Below are 17271 nucleotides of genomic sequence, written 5' to 3' on the forward strand. Positions count from 1 at the left end.
TGGAAGGCAAAAATCCCATCAGCGAAGCTGATCTGGAATGGATTTTTGCACGTAACTATGAAGGTACTGAATAGTTACGTTTGTATTTATATTATGTAAAACCACGTGTTACATGAAGAAGATGACATCTCCCAAGATCAGACCGACAGCACCTACAAACATAGGGATCACCGTACGTTTTACAAGGTCAACAGAAAGAACCTTTCCATCTGTACATCCTGCGGTAGCAACCATACAGGAAGAAATCGGGGACATGTTTCGTCCCATTCCTGTTGCAAGCTGCATTGCCAGACACATGATGACCGGATGAATGCCAAAGGACTCTGAAACAGTCGGTGCCAGAGCGATAAATGCATAGAACGGTGCAGCTCCGGAACCCATGATGATAGCAGAAATCATAATAATAGCAACCATAACGATCGTCATCGGAATCGGTCCAAATCCGATATTCTGTGCGCCTTCAATGATCAGATCGATCATTCCCATGCGCTTCAAGCCTTCTGCGAAAATCTCACCGGACATGATCAGTGTAATGATGTTAGCAAACTGTTTTCCCATTCCACCAAAGAAAACATCGATAATTTTAACGGACTCAAAGGCATGCTTCGGTTTTCTGATGACTTCAAGGATAATGGTAAGGCAGACACCCATCATCATAGCTGTTACGACATTCATTTTAATAGAAGTAATAACAAGCTCATTGAATAAAAGCAGGAGTACCAGCGGGAACAGCGGTAAAAGTGCATAGAACTTCGGAACGCCAGCTGCTGTTGTATCATCTTCCTGCGCAGATGCATCATTTTTATTGGCAACAAATCCCTCTTTTTTATCAAAATACTTCTGTACCAGATAGTGAGTAACCGTTACAAGCGGGATAACAACTACCATGATCGGCACCTGATACTTAATGAAGTATGTCATTGGCTCTAAACCAGCCATCTCGGCAGCCATATTAGAGGCACCGGATGCCGGACCGAGGTCAAGACAGGCAGCAGATGCAATAACCGCAGCGGCTGACAGGTGGCTGACACCTAATGCGATCAGAACCGGGTAAACGGTAGCCATTAACAAAACGCTGAGTCCAGCGGCACTCGGAACAAAAATATTAAGAAGCTGTCCAACTGTGTACGTCAATGCAAGGACAATATACGGAGAACCAAGGTGTTTCAGCGGTTTCGTACAGATTTTTACCATAACATCACTCGCGCCCACATGGTTCATGAACATTGCATAGGCGCCGGCAGCCATGATGACCATTCCGGTAGCTCCCGCATCCTTTTGCAGCGTTGTACGCATCAATTCAAAAACATCAAATAACCAGAAACCTGTACTCTTCTCTACATCAGTTATGATGTTGTTGATCCCCAGAAACTGAGCACTAAGTAATAAAACGATACCGCCCCCTAAAAGAATTGCATGCGGTTTGTACTTTTTGAGTATCATGGCAGATACAAGAACTACTACAACCAATGTAATGGCGATAGATAAAAGCTGCATTTGTCTTCCTCCTATGCAAAATGAATAATTAATATTTGTGGCTATTAAAAGACGTCTCTGTATGTTGGAATTATATACTAATTTCTAATAAAAATCAATACTTTTTCAGCAAAAAACACGATAAATGTCCTAAAATAGCTTTAAATAATTGTACACCAGCTTCGAAATTCAATTTTCTGTGTAAAAATAAACCGGGGGATGGCAATTCTTAGATTGGACTTTTTAAAATGGCTATGATAAACTGTTACCAGTATATGTTTCGGGTTTTTATAGGGATCAAACGGTTAGGGTGAACCGTAACTATTGGCACAAGCGCTTTAAATATATAACTTGACAAAACAGGAAGCGCTGGAAGCGAAAGGACTAAAAAATGAAAATAGCGTTACTATCAACGTCGTATCTGGAATCTTTTTATAAAAAAGAGCTGAAGGAACTTGACCTCGCAGATATTATTGATGTTTATGTGTACTATACATATGAACATGTTGTGGATCTATATCGTCAGATTTCCGAACAGTATGATGGAATTCTGGCCGGAGGAACCGCCCCGATGCGGATCATTCAGAAATCCTACCCGAAGCACAAACCAATGCGGAACATTGAATGTGGTATCAGTAATTTCTACCGCGAAATTACCAGAGTCATTTTCGAATATCAGGATTTTACACTGCAGTATGGATACTTTGATTTCTGTGATGTTATGTGCCCGGATAACGCAAAAAGTCTGATTGAAAAAATGAGGCAGGGAAAATTTGAGGAATGGTTTGAAAAGAATCAGGAGTTTATAAATCAGATACCGCCCAATGAAATCTGGGATTCTCTGGAGACAAAACGAAATAAGCACATTGAACTCTGGAAGAGCGGAACCGTCAAATACACTCTGTCCAGACGAAGCCTGATCGTACCTGACCTTTTAAAGGCAGGTGTAAATTGCCGCTTTGTCAACTGTAATCAGGACGATATTTTAAAGAGCAGTGAGCTTCTGATGCATGACATCACGATCCAGAATCTGAAGAAAAACCGCCCTGCGGTGATCGATATCAAGCCTTATCCAAATACAGAAGAAAACAGGCAGAAAATCCAAAAGTGCCTGATGTCATACAGTAAAAAATATCTCTGTGACTTCCTGCAGGAAGACCAGGATGATTTTATTCAGGTGTTTACGAATCACCACTCCGTGGAGAAGCTTACCTGTGACTTTCAGACCTGCACGTTGAAAACGTATCTCGAGGAAAAATGTGATTTTCGCGTTAGTATCGGATACGGATTAGGAGAAAGTCTCCAGGATGCCGTTTCCAACAGCCTGTATGCATTAAAAGAATCCATGAATACAGTGGATTATAACAGTTATCTGATCAATGTGAAGAAAAACAAGATCGGTCTGTTTGGAGATGGAAGACTGGTAGCCTTTTCAAGTGACGTTTCCCCTCAGATTTTGAATCTGGCCGAAGAAACAGGGTTATCTACCCTGACCATTCAGAAAATTTTAAAAGCTAAGGAAATATTAGGCGATACGGATTTTACTTCCCAGGATCTGGCTGATATTCTCCATATCACACTTCGAAGCGCCAATCGAATGTTGGATAGCATGGTGCGTTATCATATGGCCGCCCTCTTATACCATCGTCAGAAAGGAACAAAAGGAAGACCACAGAAAGTATATCGGATCATCCATGAATAGCTGCACCCGGGCAACCTGTTGCAAAACATATTGTAACTATTCAGTACCTTCATAGTTACACGCAAAAATCCATTCCAGATCAGCTTCGCTAATGGGATTTTTGCCCTCCAGCCTATGTTTTCTTACGGTCAGCGCAGCAAGTGCGCAGACCTACTGAACAGTTACAACATATTACATAAATCAAACATAACAGGAGGACTTTTCAATGAATGAGATCATGAACAACATACTGACAAGAAGAAGCATCCGGAAATTCACTGATGCACCTGTGTCCAAAGAGATTCTGGATGATCTGGTGCAGGCTGCGCTCCATGCGCCGAGCGGATGTGGAAAACAGACCTGGAAATTTACAGTTATCACAAATAAAGCAGCGATCAGGCGGTTGGCAGACGCGATCGAGACGACCTTAGACCGCCCAGGCTACAACATGTACTGCCCAACGGCAATCATCATGCCTTCGAACCTCCGTGACAGCATCTGGGGAAAAGAGGATGATGCCTGCGCCCTTGAAAACATCTTTCTGGCCGCCCACTCCTACGGTGTCGGTTCCGTATGGATCAACCAGCTCCAGAATATCTGCGATACTCCGGCGATCCGTGACATCTTAAATGATTTTGGTGTTCCGGCCGATCATGTAGTCTATGGGATGGCTGCTTTAGGCTATCCGGATCCGGATACTGAGATCCAGCCGAAAGAGCGGATCGGAAAAGTTGCCTATATCGAATAATCAAAAACTTTCCGGCGCCGCTGTTCACCGCGGCGCCAGTCTTTATACACATCCAGTTACAGACACAAAAATACCTGGTCAGAGTGAAGTGATCCATCTCTGCCAGGTATTTTTATCCGGATCTTTGTGCTGATCTACTCTACGTACCCCGCATTCCAGAAGTAGAGTCCGCTGTAATTATTTAAGCCTTTATCGAGATCATTCCATGCATAGTTTGCGATATAATGTCCGGCATTGATGAGTGGCAGGTACTCCCAGGAGTATGCCTGTAAGTCTTCCCATGCTGCCTTTCCCACTATCTGGGCGTGTTCGGAACCTTCACCGTTAGAGCGCGCCCATGGTGCGCATACTCAAAAAGGCAGATATCCTTTTGAAGAACATCTGCCTTTTACACATCTTATCAAGAGCAGGTAGTCTATCGTTTCTACTCTCGATTCTTTTTATTCTCTTCTTCCTTATTCTTAAACCAATTATCCAGTTTCGTGAGACCCCGGATCAAGATCTTCTTCTCATCATCATCAAATTCATCCATGATGGATGTGATCATCTCTTTGTGGAATCTTGCATGATGAACAAACGCCTTCTTGCCCTTATCTGAAAGCGAAATATATACGACCCGGCGGTCTTCCTCACCGCGTTCTCTCTTCACATAGCCCTTTTTAACCAGGCTGTTCATTGCGATCGTCAAGGTTCCCACCGTAACGGAGAGCTTTTTCGCGATCGAGGACATATTTTTCGGCGTTCCTATACCAATGGCCTCAATCACATGCATATCGTTATTTGTTATATCCTGGAATTCCCGGGTAATGATCGCTTTCTCCTCAACATCCATGATGCTGCGGAATAATCTCACCAGGATCTCATTCAGTTCCTTATAATCGTCCAACAGCGGAATCCTCTTTCTCCCTGGGCTGTCTGATCTCTTCTGGCAGCCCGGATCTTTTGTCTTTTATGGGTTTTATTATAACCGATTCCAACTGACGGCACAACTGATTTCCAAGTGTTTCCGACCTTTTTCCGGGAAATTTCAGGACTTACAGCCTCTTCTCCTGCTATGTCCCCGTTGCTGTTCTGCTGCTGTTCCGCCGCTGAGAACGCCTGGCTTTTTGCCTGGCATTCTGGCGGTCTTACAATAAATCCGCCAGAAAGATACTTGCAGCTATCCCGGCCGCTGTCGCGACTAGAGCTCCCGGCAATGTCCAACGGGTCTTTCGGATATGGGCAGACATAAAATATACACTCATGGTGTAAAATACTGTCTCCGTACACCCCATCATGATCGAGACCATATTTCCCACCAAGGAATCTGGACCGTATTCTTTAAAAATATCAAGGATCAGACCGACAGCCGCGGAACTGGATATGATCCTCACCAGGATGATCGGAATTACCGGAACCGGGATATGGCAGAGTGCGGCTGGGAATTTCAGAAGCTCTGATAATACCTCCAGAATCCCGGAAGCTCTCAATACTCCCACCGCAGTCATCAGTCCGATCAAGGTTGGAAGTACATCCGCCACTGTCCGCATTCCTTCTTTTGCACCATCCAGGAAATCGTCGAATACCGGCCGTTTTGCGAGGATTCCGGAACCAACGATATAAAATACCGTGAGCGGAACCATGAATTCTGAGAGGAAAATCAATATATCCATGTTTTTCTTCTATGCCCTGCGATTGCCGTTTCTTTAGAACTTCCCGACATTAACACATACTCTACAGAATGTCTTCTTCCCGTCAGTCCTATCCTGGGAACCGCAGCAATCTCCCTTCAATTCTTTTCCTTCTCATTGTATTCTCCGCAAAAATCCATTATACTAAGCCCATGGAGGTGTTTTTCACTATGAGTATTCTTTTTCTAGAGTATCCACCCTGTTCTACCTGTCAGAAAGCAAAGCGCTGGCTTGATGAGCATCATGTATCCTATACCAGCCGCCACATCAAGGAGAACAATCCCACTGCGGAGGAACTGACAGAATGGTATAAAAAGAGCGGACTTCCGTTGAAAAAATTCTTTAACACCAGCGGACTTATCTATAAATCCATGGGATTGAAGGATAAACTCCCGACAATGAACGAAGAAGAGCAGATTGCCTTGCTCGCAACAGACGGAATGCTTGTAAAGCGTCCGTTAGTTATCGGCGATTCCTTTGTTCTCACTGGTTTTAAGGAAAAAGACTGGCAGGAAAAGCTAGGGTGACTGACACCCTGGCTTTTTTCCTGTCTTCACGAATAACCAGATTCCCGCTGCTAAAAAGAACAGGATCCCGATACTGACCGTTATCGTTGTGACATGGCTCTCCAGCCATTCTATGATCCGCTCCGCCAGACTGGTTCTCAAAAGATCTGGGGGATCCGTTTCTTCTTCTGCCCGACTTACGATCTCTGCCTCGGGTGCGTTTTCTGTCTTATTTTCCGTTTCTGGAAGAACTTCCTCATAAATTCCAATATACTGCTTTCCTTTCAGATCCGGTGTTCGGATCTGACCTCCATATTTTGCTTTTACATTTCGAATCAGCTTACTTCCGCCTGCAGTCGCATTTCTGAACATCACCTCCCCATCCATATAAGGTTCTCCGTCCCATTCCACCCGGTCCACCCGATAATATACCCGGGACAACCCTGCAAGTTCTAAAAGTTTTTCTCCATAATCAGCAAGATCTGCATCGCCAGGAATCTCCATATCTCCCAAATAGAACGAATCTGCCCCGTATCCAGATACCGTCACAGAAAAGGAAAAGGTATCCGACCAGCTTCTCGACGTCTCTTCCACATCTACAAGAGAAAGTTCCCGCTCAAACTCTGTGCCGGACTCCTCATCGATAAGCGGAACGTCTGCCGTCTCCGGCACCGTATCATCACCTTCCAGGTCATAGGGAATTGTCACCTGGGCATATGTTATTTCTCCGGCTTTTTTCGCATTTCTGATTCGTTTTGATACCAACCGATATTCCTTTTCCCCCTCGCTCCTTGTCTCTTCCGGTATGAATGCCTCACCTCCATCCGTAAATATGGGGCTTTCATAGATCAAAGTCTCTTTTTCTTCTGATTTTTTATTTCCAGATGCTGCCTCTTCCGTGAAAAGTGCTTCCTCTGCAAACGTAGGCAGCGGAAATGCCAGACATGACAGAAACATCACACTTCCTAAAAAACCGGAAATTTTTTTGACAGGAAGCCGGAATATTTGGCTCCCATCATTTTTTATCCTTACGTTCTTCTCTTCTCTCATTTTCCTCCTTCTTTATATGCAGATACCAAAGACCAAGGAATCCGATAAACAGACCAAATACCGCAATTTCCGGTCTCCGGGTATCGCCAGTCTCCGGGGTCCTGAGACTTGTCCTGTCCTTCTGACGGACTCGCCCCTCTGTGCTGCCGGAAAATTCCCGCTCATAGCGTACTGTAATCCTGCCATACGTCTTTTCTCGGTCCCGTTCTTGTTTCGATTCCTCCTCCGATTCCGGTTCTGTCCACTCTGCCTCCACCGGTTTCTTCGGTTTGTCATGCGGAGTGGGCGCTGTTGGCTGTTCCGGCTCTGCCGGTCTCTCAGACGTCTCCGGTTCCTTCGGCTCTGTCGGAGTCTCCGCTGACGCCGTTGTCTCAGATTCGGCCGGCTCTGTCGGCAGCTCCGGTTCAGTAGGTCTTTCCGGTTCGTCCAGTGTTTTTCTGCGGTCTGTCATCTCGATTTTTATAAAGCTTCCATCTATTGGCACTGTAAATTTGATGGATTCAGCGATCTCATACCCATCCGGCGCAGATATTTCCGTCAGGATATACGTCTCTCCTGCTGTCAGCGTTCCATCCACAAAATGCGGAGCTTTTCCTGATATCCAGGAATCGATGACCGTTCCATCCACCGTTTTTAACTCCAGGGACGCTCCAGGCAGTTCTTCTCCCGTCGCCATATCTAACTTGCTGAACTGTGCTCTCGTCTTTTTATTCGTAATCGAAAGTTCATACAACTGGATCACCGCTTCTTTTTCCCTGTCAAATACGATAGAAAACGTCTCTTCCGAACACCCATATCCGGGTGGAGACTGGATCTCCTGAACCTCATACTCGTACATGACCCAGGCACCATTTTTCAGATAACCGATCGGTAGCTCCGGTGACAGCGCAATTCCGTCCGCACCTGTCATAAATACCGTCTTTTCTCCCGTCTGTACGCAGACCGCCTCAAACCATGCCCCGGAAAGTTTCAATTCTTTATCTTCCGCATCTGTCTTTCGGATCCTGATCCTGCCACATGCTATCTTTTCTTCTGGTTCCCGTCTGTTTTCCACCTCATAACGGACGATATTCTCCGTCTGGTCTACCGTGATAAGGATCGGTTCCACTCCCTGATAACCGTCCGGAACTCTCGTCTCAAGAAGTACATATTTTCCTTCCGGAATCCGGTCAATTCGGTGCAGACCGGCTCTCATATCATAACTGGTCATTCCCGGATACCTCTCGGATGATCTGTCATGATAGCGGAACTGGTATTCAAACCGCGGTGACAGCTGACCGTCGGATGTTAATCTTTTCGGATCTCCATCAACTGTGACTGAGACCCGCATTCTGCTTCCATCCGATAATTCCCAGATCTGTGTGATGATTTTTCTGTTTTCCGTCGCCATATCCTCCAGAAGTCTGGCATCTCCTGAAGAGACTCTTCCCTGAAATTCCTTTTTCCACGAGAACTGCCGGAATTCATTTCCATACTGTCCAAACATCTTTTCATACGCCTCTGGAATCGCCGGAACATATTCCGACAGATCATCCGCCTTCCAGCTGTCCACGATTCGGTCTTTCCGGTACAGATAAGCGCCGTTTTCCGTCTTTGCTCCCCCATTCTCATCCAGAACTGCCTCACAGAGGACAAACTCTGCTGCGGCAGGCCAGGATAACGGCTCTTTCTCCCCGGATGCAATTCTCTCAAGCTTAAAGACCTCCAGCTTCGTATGATCGTCTTTCAAAACAAAGCTCTGCAGATTTCCTGTTTCCTCCACTGTAATCTCCATGGATGCAGGAATGTAGCCACCCGGTGTTTCTAGTTCCTCCAGAATATAATCACCTACAGGAATTCCTTCAAAATATTTCGGTTTTTCATCCGTTATCCACATTGCAGTGACTGAAGCTTTACGGTTATCCACAGGATCTTCCGAGTTCCACACAGCCGGTGTCTCCTCTGCCTTCACGAGATAATATCCTTTAGGATATTTATCCTGATCGGCAGTATTTACCCGCTTTGCCTTAAACAGCGCAAGCTTCGCCCCTGTTACAAAGGTCTGGCTGTATGTGCCCCGGATCTCTGTTCCTGTTTCACTTGTCTCCATATCTGTGCGGTTTTCTATCTTCTGGCGGTAATCCTCCGTTCCGTCGATTTTTGCGATCTCCACCTTTGTTTTTTCATCCGACAGGAGTACTCTCTGGACCTCATTCGTCTCCTTCACTTCCACTGCTGACGGAAATGTGCGGACATAGCCATCCGGCGCTTCCAGTTCTTCCAGGATATAGCTGCCCGGGATCACCCGCCTTAAAAGGTCCGGCTGTCCGTCCGTACTTTCATCCATCCGTCCATCCTGAATCGTTTTTTCGCCGCTGATCCACACATTTGGAATCAGATAGGACTCTCCTTTCCTGTGCTTTAGCGGCACGTCATCCGCCTCATTCTCCGGATTTCCCACATCAAGCAGCTTTTCTCTCTCATTTAAATGATACGCAGCCCGGTTTTCCATCTCCAGAAGCTCCTCATACCGGTATGTCACATAGTCCCCATCCCGGTCATAGACCGGCTCACCCTTTTTATACAGAGCTCCGCTCTCCGGATAATATTTCACCAGGCCAAACTCATCGAGAACCGGTTCCATCCATTTTTCAAAAACCCCTGTTTCCGTGTTCCATGTTCCCGTAATATAGGCATTCTCACTTCCTTCCATGATCTCCGCCGGTCTTCCCGTCAGTATTTTTCTTCTTCCAGTCAGATTTCCCGCGGTGTCTGTTTCCTTTACCACGGGCCATACATAGAATACCTGCTGTTCTCTTCCATTTGATCCGATTTCTGTCTTCTTCACATATGCCAGGCCTGTGTAGGCATCAACCTCCGCATCCCTGCACAAAGATCCATCGAGATGAAACAGTGTGGTCTCCGGATCCGTTGCAGTAAATACCTTCGATTTCCGGTCATACACAAGTTTTGTAAAATCGCCTCCCGATATTTCAAATACCGGCTGTCCGTTTTTCAACGCATAGATCGATTCTGTATCAAAGGTGATCTTCTGTTGCCGTCCTTCCCGGTCATAGCCGTAGAAAGTCCCGTCTTTTCCCTTTTTTATCACATCAAGATTTCCAAGATCATAGAATAAGACCGGTGTATCCCTTCGCTTCACTGTCTTGATTTCCCAGGTATCTTCTCCCCGCATCTCATCTACTGACGCTCTGTCCCGGGAAAATTCCAGCTTTTCTCCGGCATATCCCTCTTTTACAACAATATCTGTCACATTTCCATTTCTGTCCCTTGTGACCTCAACACCTTCAAATGCATGATCCTGTGAATCCCCGGTCTGATTGACCCGGATCGCATCGTAAAGTGCAAGCTTGGCTCCTGTTACATACGGATTCTGATGATCTGCCGCCTCCAGTTTTCTCGTCACATAACCATAACCCTGAAAGATTCCATTCTCATAGACAATCTCCACCCGTTCTCCGCCGCGTTTCCTCTGCTCCAGCATCTCCAGAGTCCCCTTTTTCCAGCCAAATCCCTGGTATGTACCTGCATGATTGTAGGCAAGATCTAGATTCTCAAGCCCGTACTGTGCACGAAGTTCCGATATCGTTCCTTCCACTCGCCCTGATACTTTCATTCCACGAATTGAGTCTATTGCCTTTGTTTTTGAAATTTCCAGAATTGTTGCGGTATTTTCCGCATATATTCTGGCAGTATCCGTGACATTTTCCGGGTGGATTCCATCCGGATCCTGCTCGTACCCGTAAACTGCTGCCGCCGTTTTTCCTTCTGTCCAGCCTCCGGAATACAGGATCCGGTCACTGTAAATCTCTACTGCCACAGGTCCTGAACGCACATACCCGGCCGGCGGCTTCACCTCCGCCAGCACATAAACCCCCGCGGGAAGCGGATTCGGTGTTTTTGCATATCCAACTGCCTGGAGAATCCCCTTTTCCTCGATATCCCGAATCGTCGGGATCGCCATGAGTGTTCCTGTCTGCAGCCCATTTTTATCCGTAAAGCTTACCAGATCACTCTCCTGACAGATCGGTGTTCCGGCAGGGACCGTTCCATAGAAAAGCTCTCCGGCCCCGGCTGCCTTTCTCGCAAATGTCCGGATTTCCTTTGCCCCCATCGCCTCAAGAAAATGCTGGCTTCCAAGGATCATCGTATCCGCCGTATAACATCGCACGGCACCATCCCCGTCGTCCGCCTCATTTCTTTCCGCCCGATAGACTCCAAATACCGCGTCATCATGAAGGATCGGCTCTCCAGTTTCCGCGTCAAGCTTCTCAATTCTCAGATTTGAGAAATACTTTCGATTCAAAAATGTCTTTTCCCCATAACCGGCCCAGACTGTATCCTCCTTCTCCTCATTCGGATCCACAATGCTCCATGGAACAAGCATCGACGCATATTCCCCGTCATAGGCAGTCTTTATGCCTGTCATCATCTCCTTTCCCTCTCTCTTCGCTCCATTTTCACTGTCCGCCCGGTAATGATAGTACTGCTTTACCTTCTCATTCCCGTAAGGTTCGTAATGCCCTGCTCTCTTTTTCTCAGAAAGTCCATACGGATAGACTTCAAAATCCCCATCATTGCTGTGGGCACATATCACATACTCCCGAAGTTCCTGTTTCTGATTTTCCGCCGACTCCTCGTTAAAGCGTATCAGATATTTTTTTGCAAGATCCCACGGAGAATCTGCAGTCCTGTATACATACTTCTCCTTCCAGTCATCTCCAGCCTCAGTCTGTCCGCCTGCCACTGGAAGAAATATCTCCTTCGGCGCATCGATCTCATAATGCCTATTCTTAAAGTCAAGAAGCTCCGGCGCATGGGGCTGTTCCTCCACGATTACATATTCTCCGTAAGGAAGATACTTCGATACCGCTGACGCTGCCTCTTCCTGTGCCTGTCCATTTTCCTTCCGGACCGCCAGAGTCATCCTATCCCCGTCTAGTCCGCCATTCTCTTCGCAGTCCCAGGCAATCGCATAGATTTTTCCCAGATCATACTTGAAAAACGGCTGCAGATAGTCCTCCGCTTTCTGGATCGCAAGATAGAGCGCATGATCATATTGCTCATCCGAATATGCGTTTTCTCCCTGTTTCATTTGTTCCTGCTCCGCTTTCAGATACCAGTCAACGGCAAACTGCCGGACTGCGTCCGAGCGCTTTGCATTCTCCTTCGCGTATTCCGAGGTATTGATCTCATTTTGCTTTCCGGTAATGAGACTGGCCGCAAACGGTTTAAATGATGTATTCCACAGGAATCCCCTTCTCTTCCAGCAATCCGTGTCTGCCGTCCGGATAGCTGCAAAGAATTTCTCATAGTTATACCCTTTAACCGTCCCGGCTTCCCCATGATCCGGATCTATTTTCTGCTCCACTGTCTCCAGTACGTGGCGATCCGCCTTTTTCGTATAGATCTTCTGGACCAGCTCCGGGAAGTTTTTCTGGTATTCTTCGATCTGTACCGTTTTCCCGTTTTTATCTACCCAGGAAATCTCTCCGTCTTTTGTGCAGAAGATCCGTTCCAGATTAGACTTCAGATAAATTTTAAACCGGAAATTCCCGATGTTTCTCCCGTCATCCGTCTTTTTCTCCACCTGCACCTTCTGCTTTACAGGCCGCTCCAGTACAAGCGCAGGCGAGAGCCCCGTATCTCCATCCTCGCTGATCTTATCCTGACCGCGGTATACCAACCGCCTTGCAATGATGTAAGTGTCTGAAACGTCTTGATTTTTTGAGACTGACACAGCAAGCGCTGCCCCCGAGAATTTCACAAGATATTCCGCATACCCGATCCGGTCTCCTGCCTGGTATCCCCAGACATTCGCGTTTCCGATCCTCTGGATCTCCTTTTCCGTCAGAGCATGACTTTTTTCCGGAAGTTTTACGATAAAGTTTAAGGTGAGGCTCGTCTTTCCATCGGTAAATTCCTTTCCGAACGAATCTTTTCCGGAAGTCCGAACCTGAATTCTGTATACACCATTCTTCTCCCTCACCACGCTTTGAATCTCCACATCTTTTTCCACGAGTTCTTTTTCTGTTGTGATTTCGATCTTATCTTCCGTTCTCGTCAGCGGAACACGGTATCCATGTGCCGGATCTCCCGACAGGTAATCAAGCACCTCTTCTCCCTCTTTATGATAAACCATGACCTGATGCATGATCTCTGTCAGCTTTCCATCTGTTCCCGGCATCAGAGCCGGTGTCAGCGTCGCATCGAGATAATATCTTCTGTTTCCAGCGGACCCAATCACATACTGTCTGTCGGTCTGGAACCGGAATTTTCCGCTATTTTTATATTCCTGATACACCCAGCGGAGATTTACCGGATCCTCGTACACCGCATAGACACTGTCCGGCGTCTTTTTCCCATTTTCCACTTTTGAGGTAAAAAATCTGCGATTTCCAATAGAAGATGCACCTGCATACAGCGTTACCTGATAACCAGCATCCTCTTTTCTGATCCCATCGATTCCGCAAAAGTTCCACTGGGGATGTTCCTGATACCAGGTGAAAATGCTTCTCATAAGATCCAGAACACAGGAATTCTTTTCGACAGGCACTGTAATTTCCTGCACCGCTGCACCATACACGGTCTTTTTTGCCGGCTCTCCCGGATCTGTTGTCATTCCCCAGAGATCTTTCTGGCCCTTTTTTACTCCCCGGCTATAGACCGGCACATCCTCCAGCGAGCGGATACCTCCGGCCGTAACCGGAACTTCATACCCGTTTCTTCCAAGGATCTCCTCTGTCTGAGCCTTCAAGAAGAGAAAGCTCTCCGACGTTTCGTCTGAAAGGTCACAGTCCTCCAGTTTCACCTGAAACCGCTCATCTTCCTCATTGACAGACAGATTTGAAAGGCTCATCGGTATCTTTTCCGGAATCTGTTCTGCCTTTAAGATCTGCGGTTCTATCCGGCTCACCGGTTCCTGTCCGGTAATATTTCCCGCCGCATCCCGCTCCGGCTGATAGAGAAGATCACTGGTATCGCTCTCCGCCCGTTTCCATACGGTTCTCCCGGCCCCATCTTTTACAATCACCTCTTCTGTTCCCGTCACGTGAGGTCCTGTCACCAGCTCCTCCCCTGTATCAACGCGGTAGAATTTCGTTCCTTCCGAAAAACCATAGGCAAAGATCTCATAACCTCCATCTCCATTTTCCCCTGCTGTCCCCGCTGATGTGACCGTAAATGGAAGTTCATCATATCCTTTTCCACTTCCATCATCTCCCTCCATTGCCGCTGTGAGTTCCGGCATCGTGACCACAGCCGTTCCATTTGCGTCCGTCACAGATCCTGGAGTTTCAAAGCCTGCTCCCCGGTTGGTGATCTCCTGATCCATTCCGTTTACCGAAAGCTCGTATCCCTCACTTCTGGAAAGTTCTTTTATATAATATTTTCCCAGAATCAGCGGTCTCCCGATCCACCAGTTTCCGTTCTTCTCCATGTTCTCCTGATACAGGTTTCCCGGCCCGTTCCAGGAGATATCCGTCCTTTTTCTGATCTTTCCGGCCGTATAATCGTACTCCACCCCCGGTGCTTCCGTATAACACAGAAAATCCGCATTTCCATCCTGATCTGTTGCTGCCGTTGCCACAAGATCATTTTTCTTATAGACAACGCCGGTATTGGTCAGAATTCCGTTTCCTGTCACCTCCGCATCAGGATGAACGATGTCTTCCGCCGCAAAAAGGCCATAAACGGCCCCTTCAAGTGTTCCGTCTCCTTCCGTATCCCCGTAGGACGAATAATCATCCGCTTCTCCCCTAAAGAGATCTCTGTCTTTTTTCGTGATATGGATCCGCCCCTCAGTTCGATGGTCATACACATGCCAGGCATCCCCGCAGTCCTCAGCGCCATTACAGTGCGAATACTTTTCGGAATCCCTGGGATCCAGATGCCGGATTCCATCCTCCTCTGCATCCGCCAGAATATCCTCAAAGTCCCCAACGCCTTCAAACTCTCCCCAGCCATCGGATTCTTCGCCATCATCAGCTTCATCCCGGCTTCTTCCCATAAACCAGTCGTAAAACCGATCAAAAATACTCTTCTTTTCTGCATTGGACGCCGTTGCCTTAACCGCAGCTTCTTTAGTATCTGCTTCCGCATTAGACGCCGTTCTCTTCATAATTGTTCCCGCGTGGCTTTTTACCACCGGTATTTTTCTCTCCGAAACAGTACTCCCACCTGTCACTCCATTTCCCGAATACCAGATATTTTCCGTGATCTCACGACTGCTTCCGGATCGTTTTTCCGCGTTTACTCCCGCCTGGGAAGAATCCGTCGTGATCATCTCCACAGGGATATCATCCAGGTGCAGGTCATGGAGGATATATCCGTTTCTTGCCTGGATCTCCTTCCATGTATAGGTAAACCTCAGTCCGATAAACCTCCGGTATGTCTCCTCACAGTCCGCCTTGCAGCCGGATTCCTCTAATGCGTCTTCGGATGCAGCCCGGAGCTTTCGCTCATTTCCAGCACTTTTCTGGCTTCTCCCATCCGGTTCTCCGCTTTCCAGTACCTCCTGCACCTCATCATAAACGCTCTCATCCGCGAGCCAGTGAAAATGGCAGCCGCCTTCCGCCTCTGCCTCACAGGCTTCCATCAGCTCCATCCACTGCTTTGCCGCAGCCCTGTTATTATCCCTGGTCTGTTCCGCGGCCTCCTCATAAGCATCGCTCTTTTTCCCGTCCTTATCCCCGGAATCCCCATCTTCCTGGTCCTCCGGCATATTTGCCCATGACGGCGCGGCATGTCCGTCACAGTATGTCTTTTCATACGCATACTTTCTGGTATCTTTGTAGATTATCTCCCCTTTTCCGTTCGTGGTTCCTTCCGAAAACACCTGAAAGCCGCTCCATGGACGAAAGCTCAGGTTCTTTTCCGCAAGTTTTCCCTCGCCGTCCGTCTTTGAGATCTTTCCTCCGTCCTCAAACCTTTCATACAGATAGAACTGGCTTCCCTTGAGCGGCATTCCGGTCTCACCGTCATGTTTTACAAGCCTGACATTGTAATCCGCTGAAAATGTCTCCTTATGGCGATAGATCTGAAATTCAAGCGTCGGCGTCTCCACACCATATTCCGGTATTTCCCCGTCACCCAGAGTGCCTGATCCGCCGCCTTCCCCATCCTGGCTGATCACCAGATAGAACACCATATCAGACGGAATGATCCTCATATCCGCTTTGTAGAGTCTCTGATGTTCCGGCGCGTTGATGCAGACCTTAAAGTCCATCCACTCCCTGAGATATTCCGGATTCCAGCTGCCTTCCGTATACCAGCCGGAATTGCCTTTCATAGTAATCTTATACCGCACCGTTGTCTTGTTGTATTTCTCTTCATCCGTCATATTGCTTCCGACAGCATTCTCATTTGCGGTCACCGAACCATTGTTGTGGATCCGGATCGCATCCCCGCTCCAGGTCACCTCATACAGATTTTGTCCCATCACCGATTTCGCGATATTTTTATCCTGGGATGCGTCAAGCCATCCCACGTTTCCCCCTGTGGATCCATTGTCCCACACACTCTGGGGCTCGATCTTCGCGATATCCCGGATAAACTCTTTTCCGAGAACAAACTCCGTATCCAGGGCGCCAGGTCCGTCAGAAAAAGGCAGTACCTGAAATGGCACTGCCGTATCTTCCGAAGTTGCTCCCCTGATCGCATCCGGAGCTTCTTTTCCCGCCGCCAGCCCGACGGAGGACGCCTGCTCCATAACAGCGATCGCGCGGTCTTCAATTTCCGGATTGTCAGCCACCCAGGCAAATTTTGTCCCTGCATCGTCTTTCACATACTTTACGATATTGGCACTGGACGTCGTAGACGCGATCTCCGCATAAAGACCCGGATCAAACTTTTTTGCCGCGTCCTTCAGTGCCGACCAGTTGTCCGGATATGCCCAGAATAACCGTTTCGCCTGCGTTTCCGTAAGTGGAGACGGCATCGTATCAAACTTATACATATCATACCGGTCGACCTTCTTCCAGCCTTTTCCCCCATCGAGGCAGTAATACGGGGCCGTCGATTTCTGCGGCCACACATCCGATGCCTCGGACGGGAACGGGAGTGGAATCCCCACTCCCGTGATCGTCATAATGACTGCCAGAAATCCAGCCAACCATCGCCTTCTTCTTTTCTCTTCCATAC

At 47.5% G+C, this 17271-nt stretch carries 9 protein-coding genes; 3 read left to right on the plus strand and 6 right to left on the minus strand.

The window, feature by feature from the left end; all coding sequences use genetic code 11:
- Positions 1-108: 108 nt before the first annotated feature.
- The gene (gene dcuC, locus GPK83_RS02125) at positions 109-1497 is read right to left on the minus strand and encodes a C4-dicarboxylate transporter DcuC (protein WP_215703887.1); all 1389 of its coding nucleotides are present in this window, start codon (positions 1495-1497) and stop codon (positions 109-111) included.
- A gap of 370 nt (positions 1498-1867) precedes the next feature.
- Between dcuC and GPK83_RS02130 the strand changes: the two genes are divergently transcribed.
- Entirely contained in the window at positions 1868-3178 is a 1311-nt protein-coding gene (locus tag GPK83_RS02130) for a hypothetical protein (protein ID WP_215703888.1), read from the plus strand.
- Positions 3179-3383: 205 nt separating this feature from the next.
- Complete coding sequence (locus GPK83_RS02135; protein ID WP_178275919.1) at positions 3384-3905, plus strand: nitroreductase; 522 nt, start codon at positions 3384-3386, stop codon at positions 3903-3905.
- A 134-nt stretch (positions 3906-4039) separates the two neighbouring features.
- On the opposite strand, the gene GPK83_RS02140 is transcribed toward GPK83_RS02135, so the two are convergent.
- The 3 genes from GPK83_RS02140 to GPK83_RS02150 all read right to left on the minus strand — a co-directional run bounded on the left by GPK83_RS02140 (position 4040) and on the right by GPK83_RS02150 (position 5557).
- Entirely contained in the window at positions 4040-4201 is a 162-nt protein-coding gene (locus GPK83_RS02140) for a hypothetical protein (RefSeq protein WP_215703889.1), read from the minus strand.
- 128 nt (positions 4202-4329) lie between these two features.
- The gene (locus tag GPK83_RS02145; RefSeq protein WP_021905808.1) at positions 4330-4791 is read right to left on the minus strand and encodes a MarR family transcriptional regulator; all 462 of its coding nucleotides are present in this window, start codon (positions 4789-4791) and stop codon (positions 4330-4332) included.
- A gap of 241 nt (positions 4792-5032) precedes the next feature.
- Entirely contained in the window at positions 5033-5557 is a 525-nt protein-coding gene (locus tag GPK83_RS02150) for a membrane protein (RefSeq protein ID WP_015553956.1), read from the minus strand.
- A 188-nt stretch (positions 5558-5745) separates the two neighbouring features.
- Between GPK83_RS02150 and GPK83_RS02155 the strand changes: the two genes are divergently transcribed.
- Positions 5746-6102, plus strand: coding sequence for an arsenate reductase family protein (locus GPK83_RS02155; protein WP_015553955.1), 357 nt, complete (start codon positions 5746-5748; stop codon positions 6100-6102).
- On the opposite strand, the gene GPK83_RS02160 is transcribed toward GPK83_RS02155, so the two are convergent.
- Positions 6094-7038, minus strand: coding sequence for a hypothetical protein (locus GPK83_RS02160; protein ID WP_215703890.1), 945 nt, complete (start codon positions 7036-7038; stop codon positions 6094-6096). The two genes, GPK83_RS02155 and GPK83_RS02160, sit on opposite strands and share 9 nt — an antisense overlap.
- Before the next feature lie 58 nt (positions 7039-7096).
- Complete coding sequence (locus GPK83_RS02165; protein ID WP_215703891.1) at positions 7097-17269, minus strand: SpaA isopeptide-forming pilin-related protein; 10173 nt, start codon at positions 17267-17269, stop codon at positions 7097-7099.
- Positions 17270-17271: the final 2 nt, after the last annotated feature.

The sequence above is a fragment of the Clostridium sp. MCC328 genome, assembly GCF_018785465.1.
GTDB classification, from domain to species: Bacteria; Bacillota; Clostridia; order Lachnospirales; family Lachnospiraceae; genus Pilosibacter; species Pilosibacter fragilis.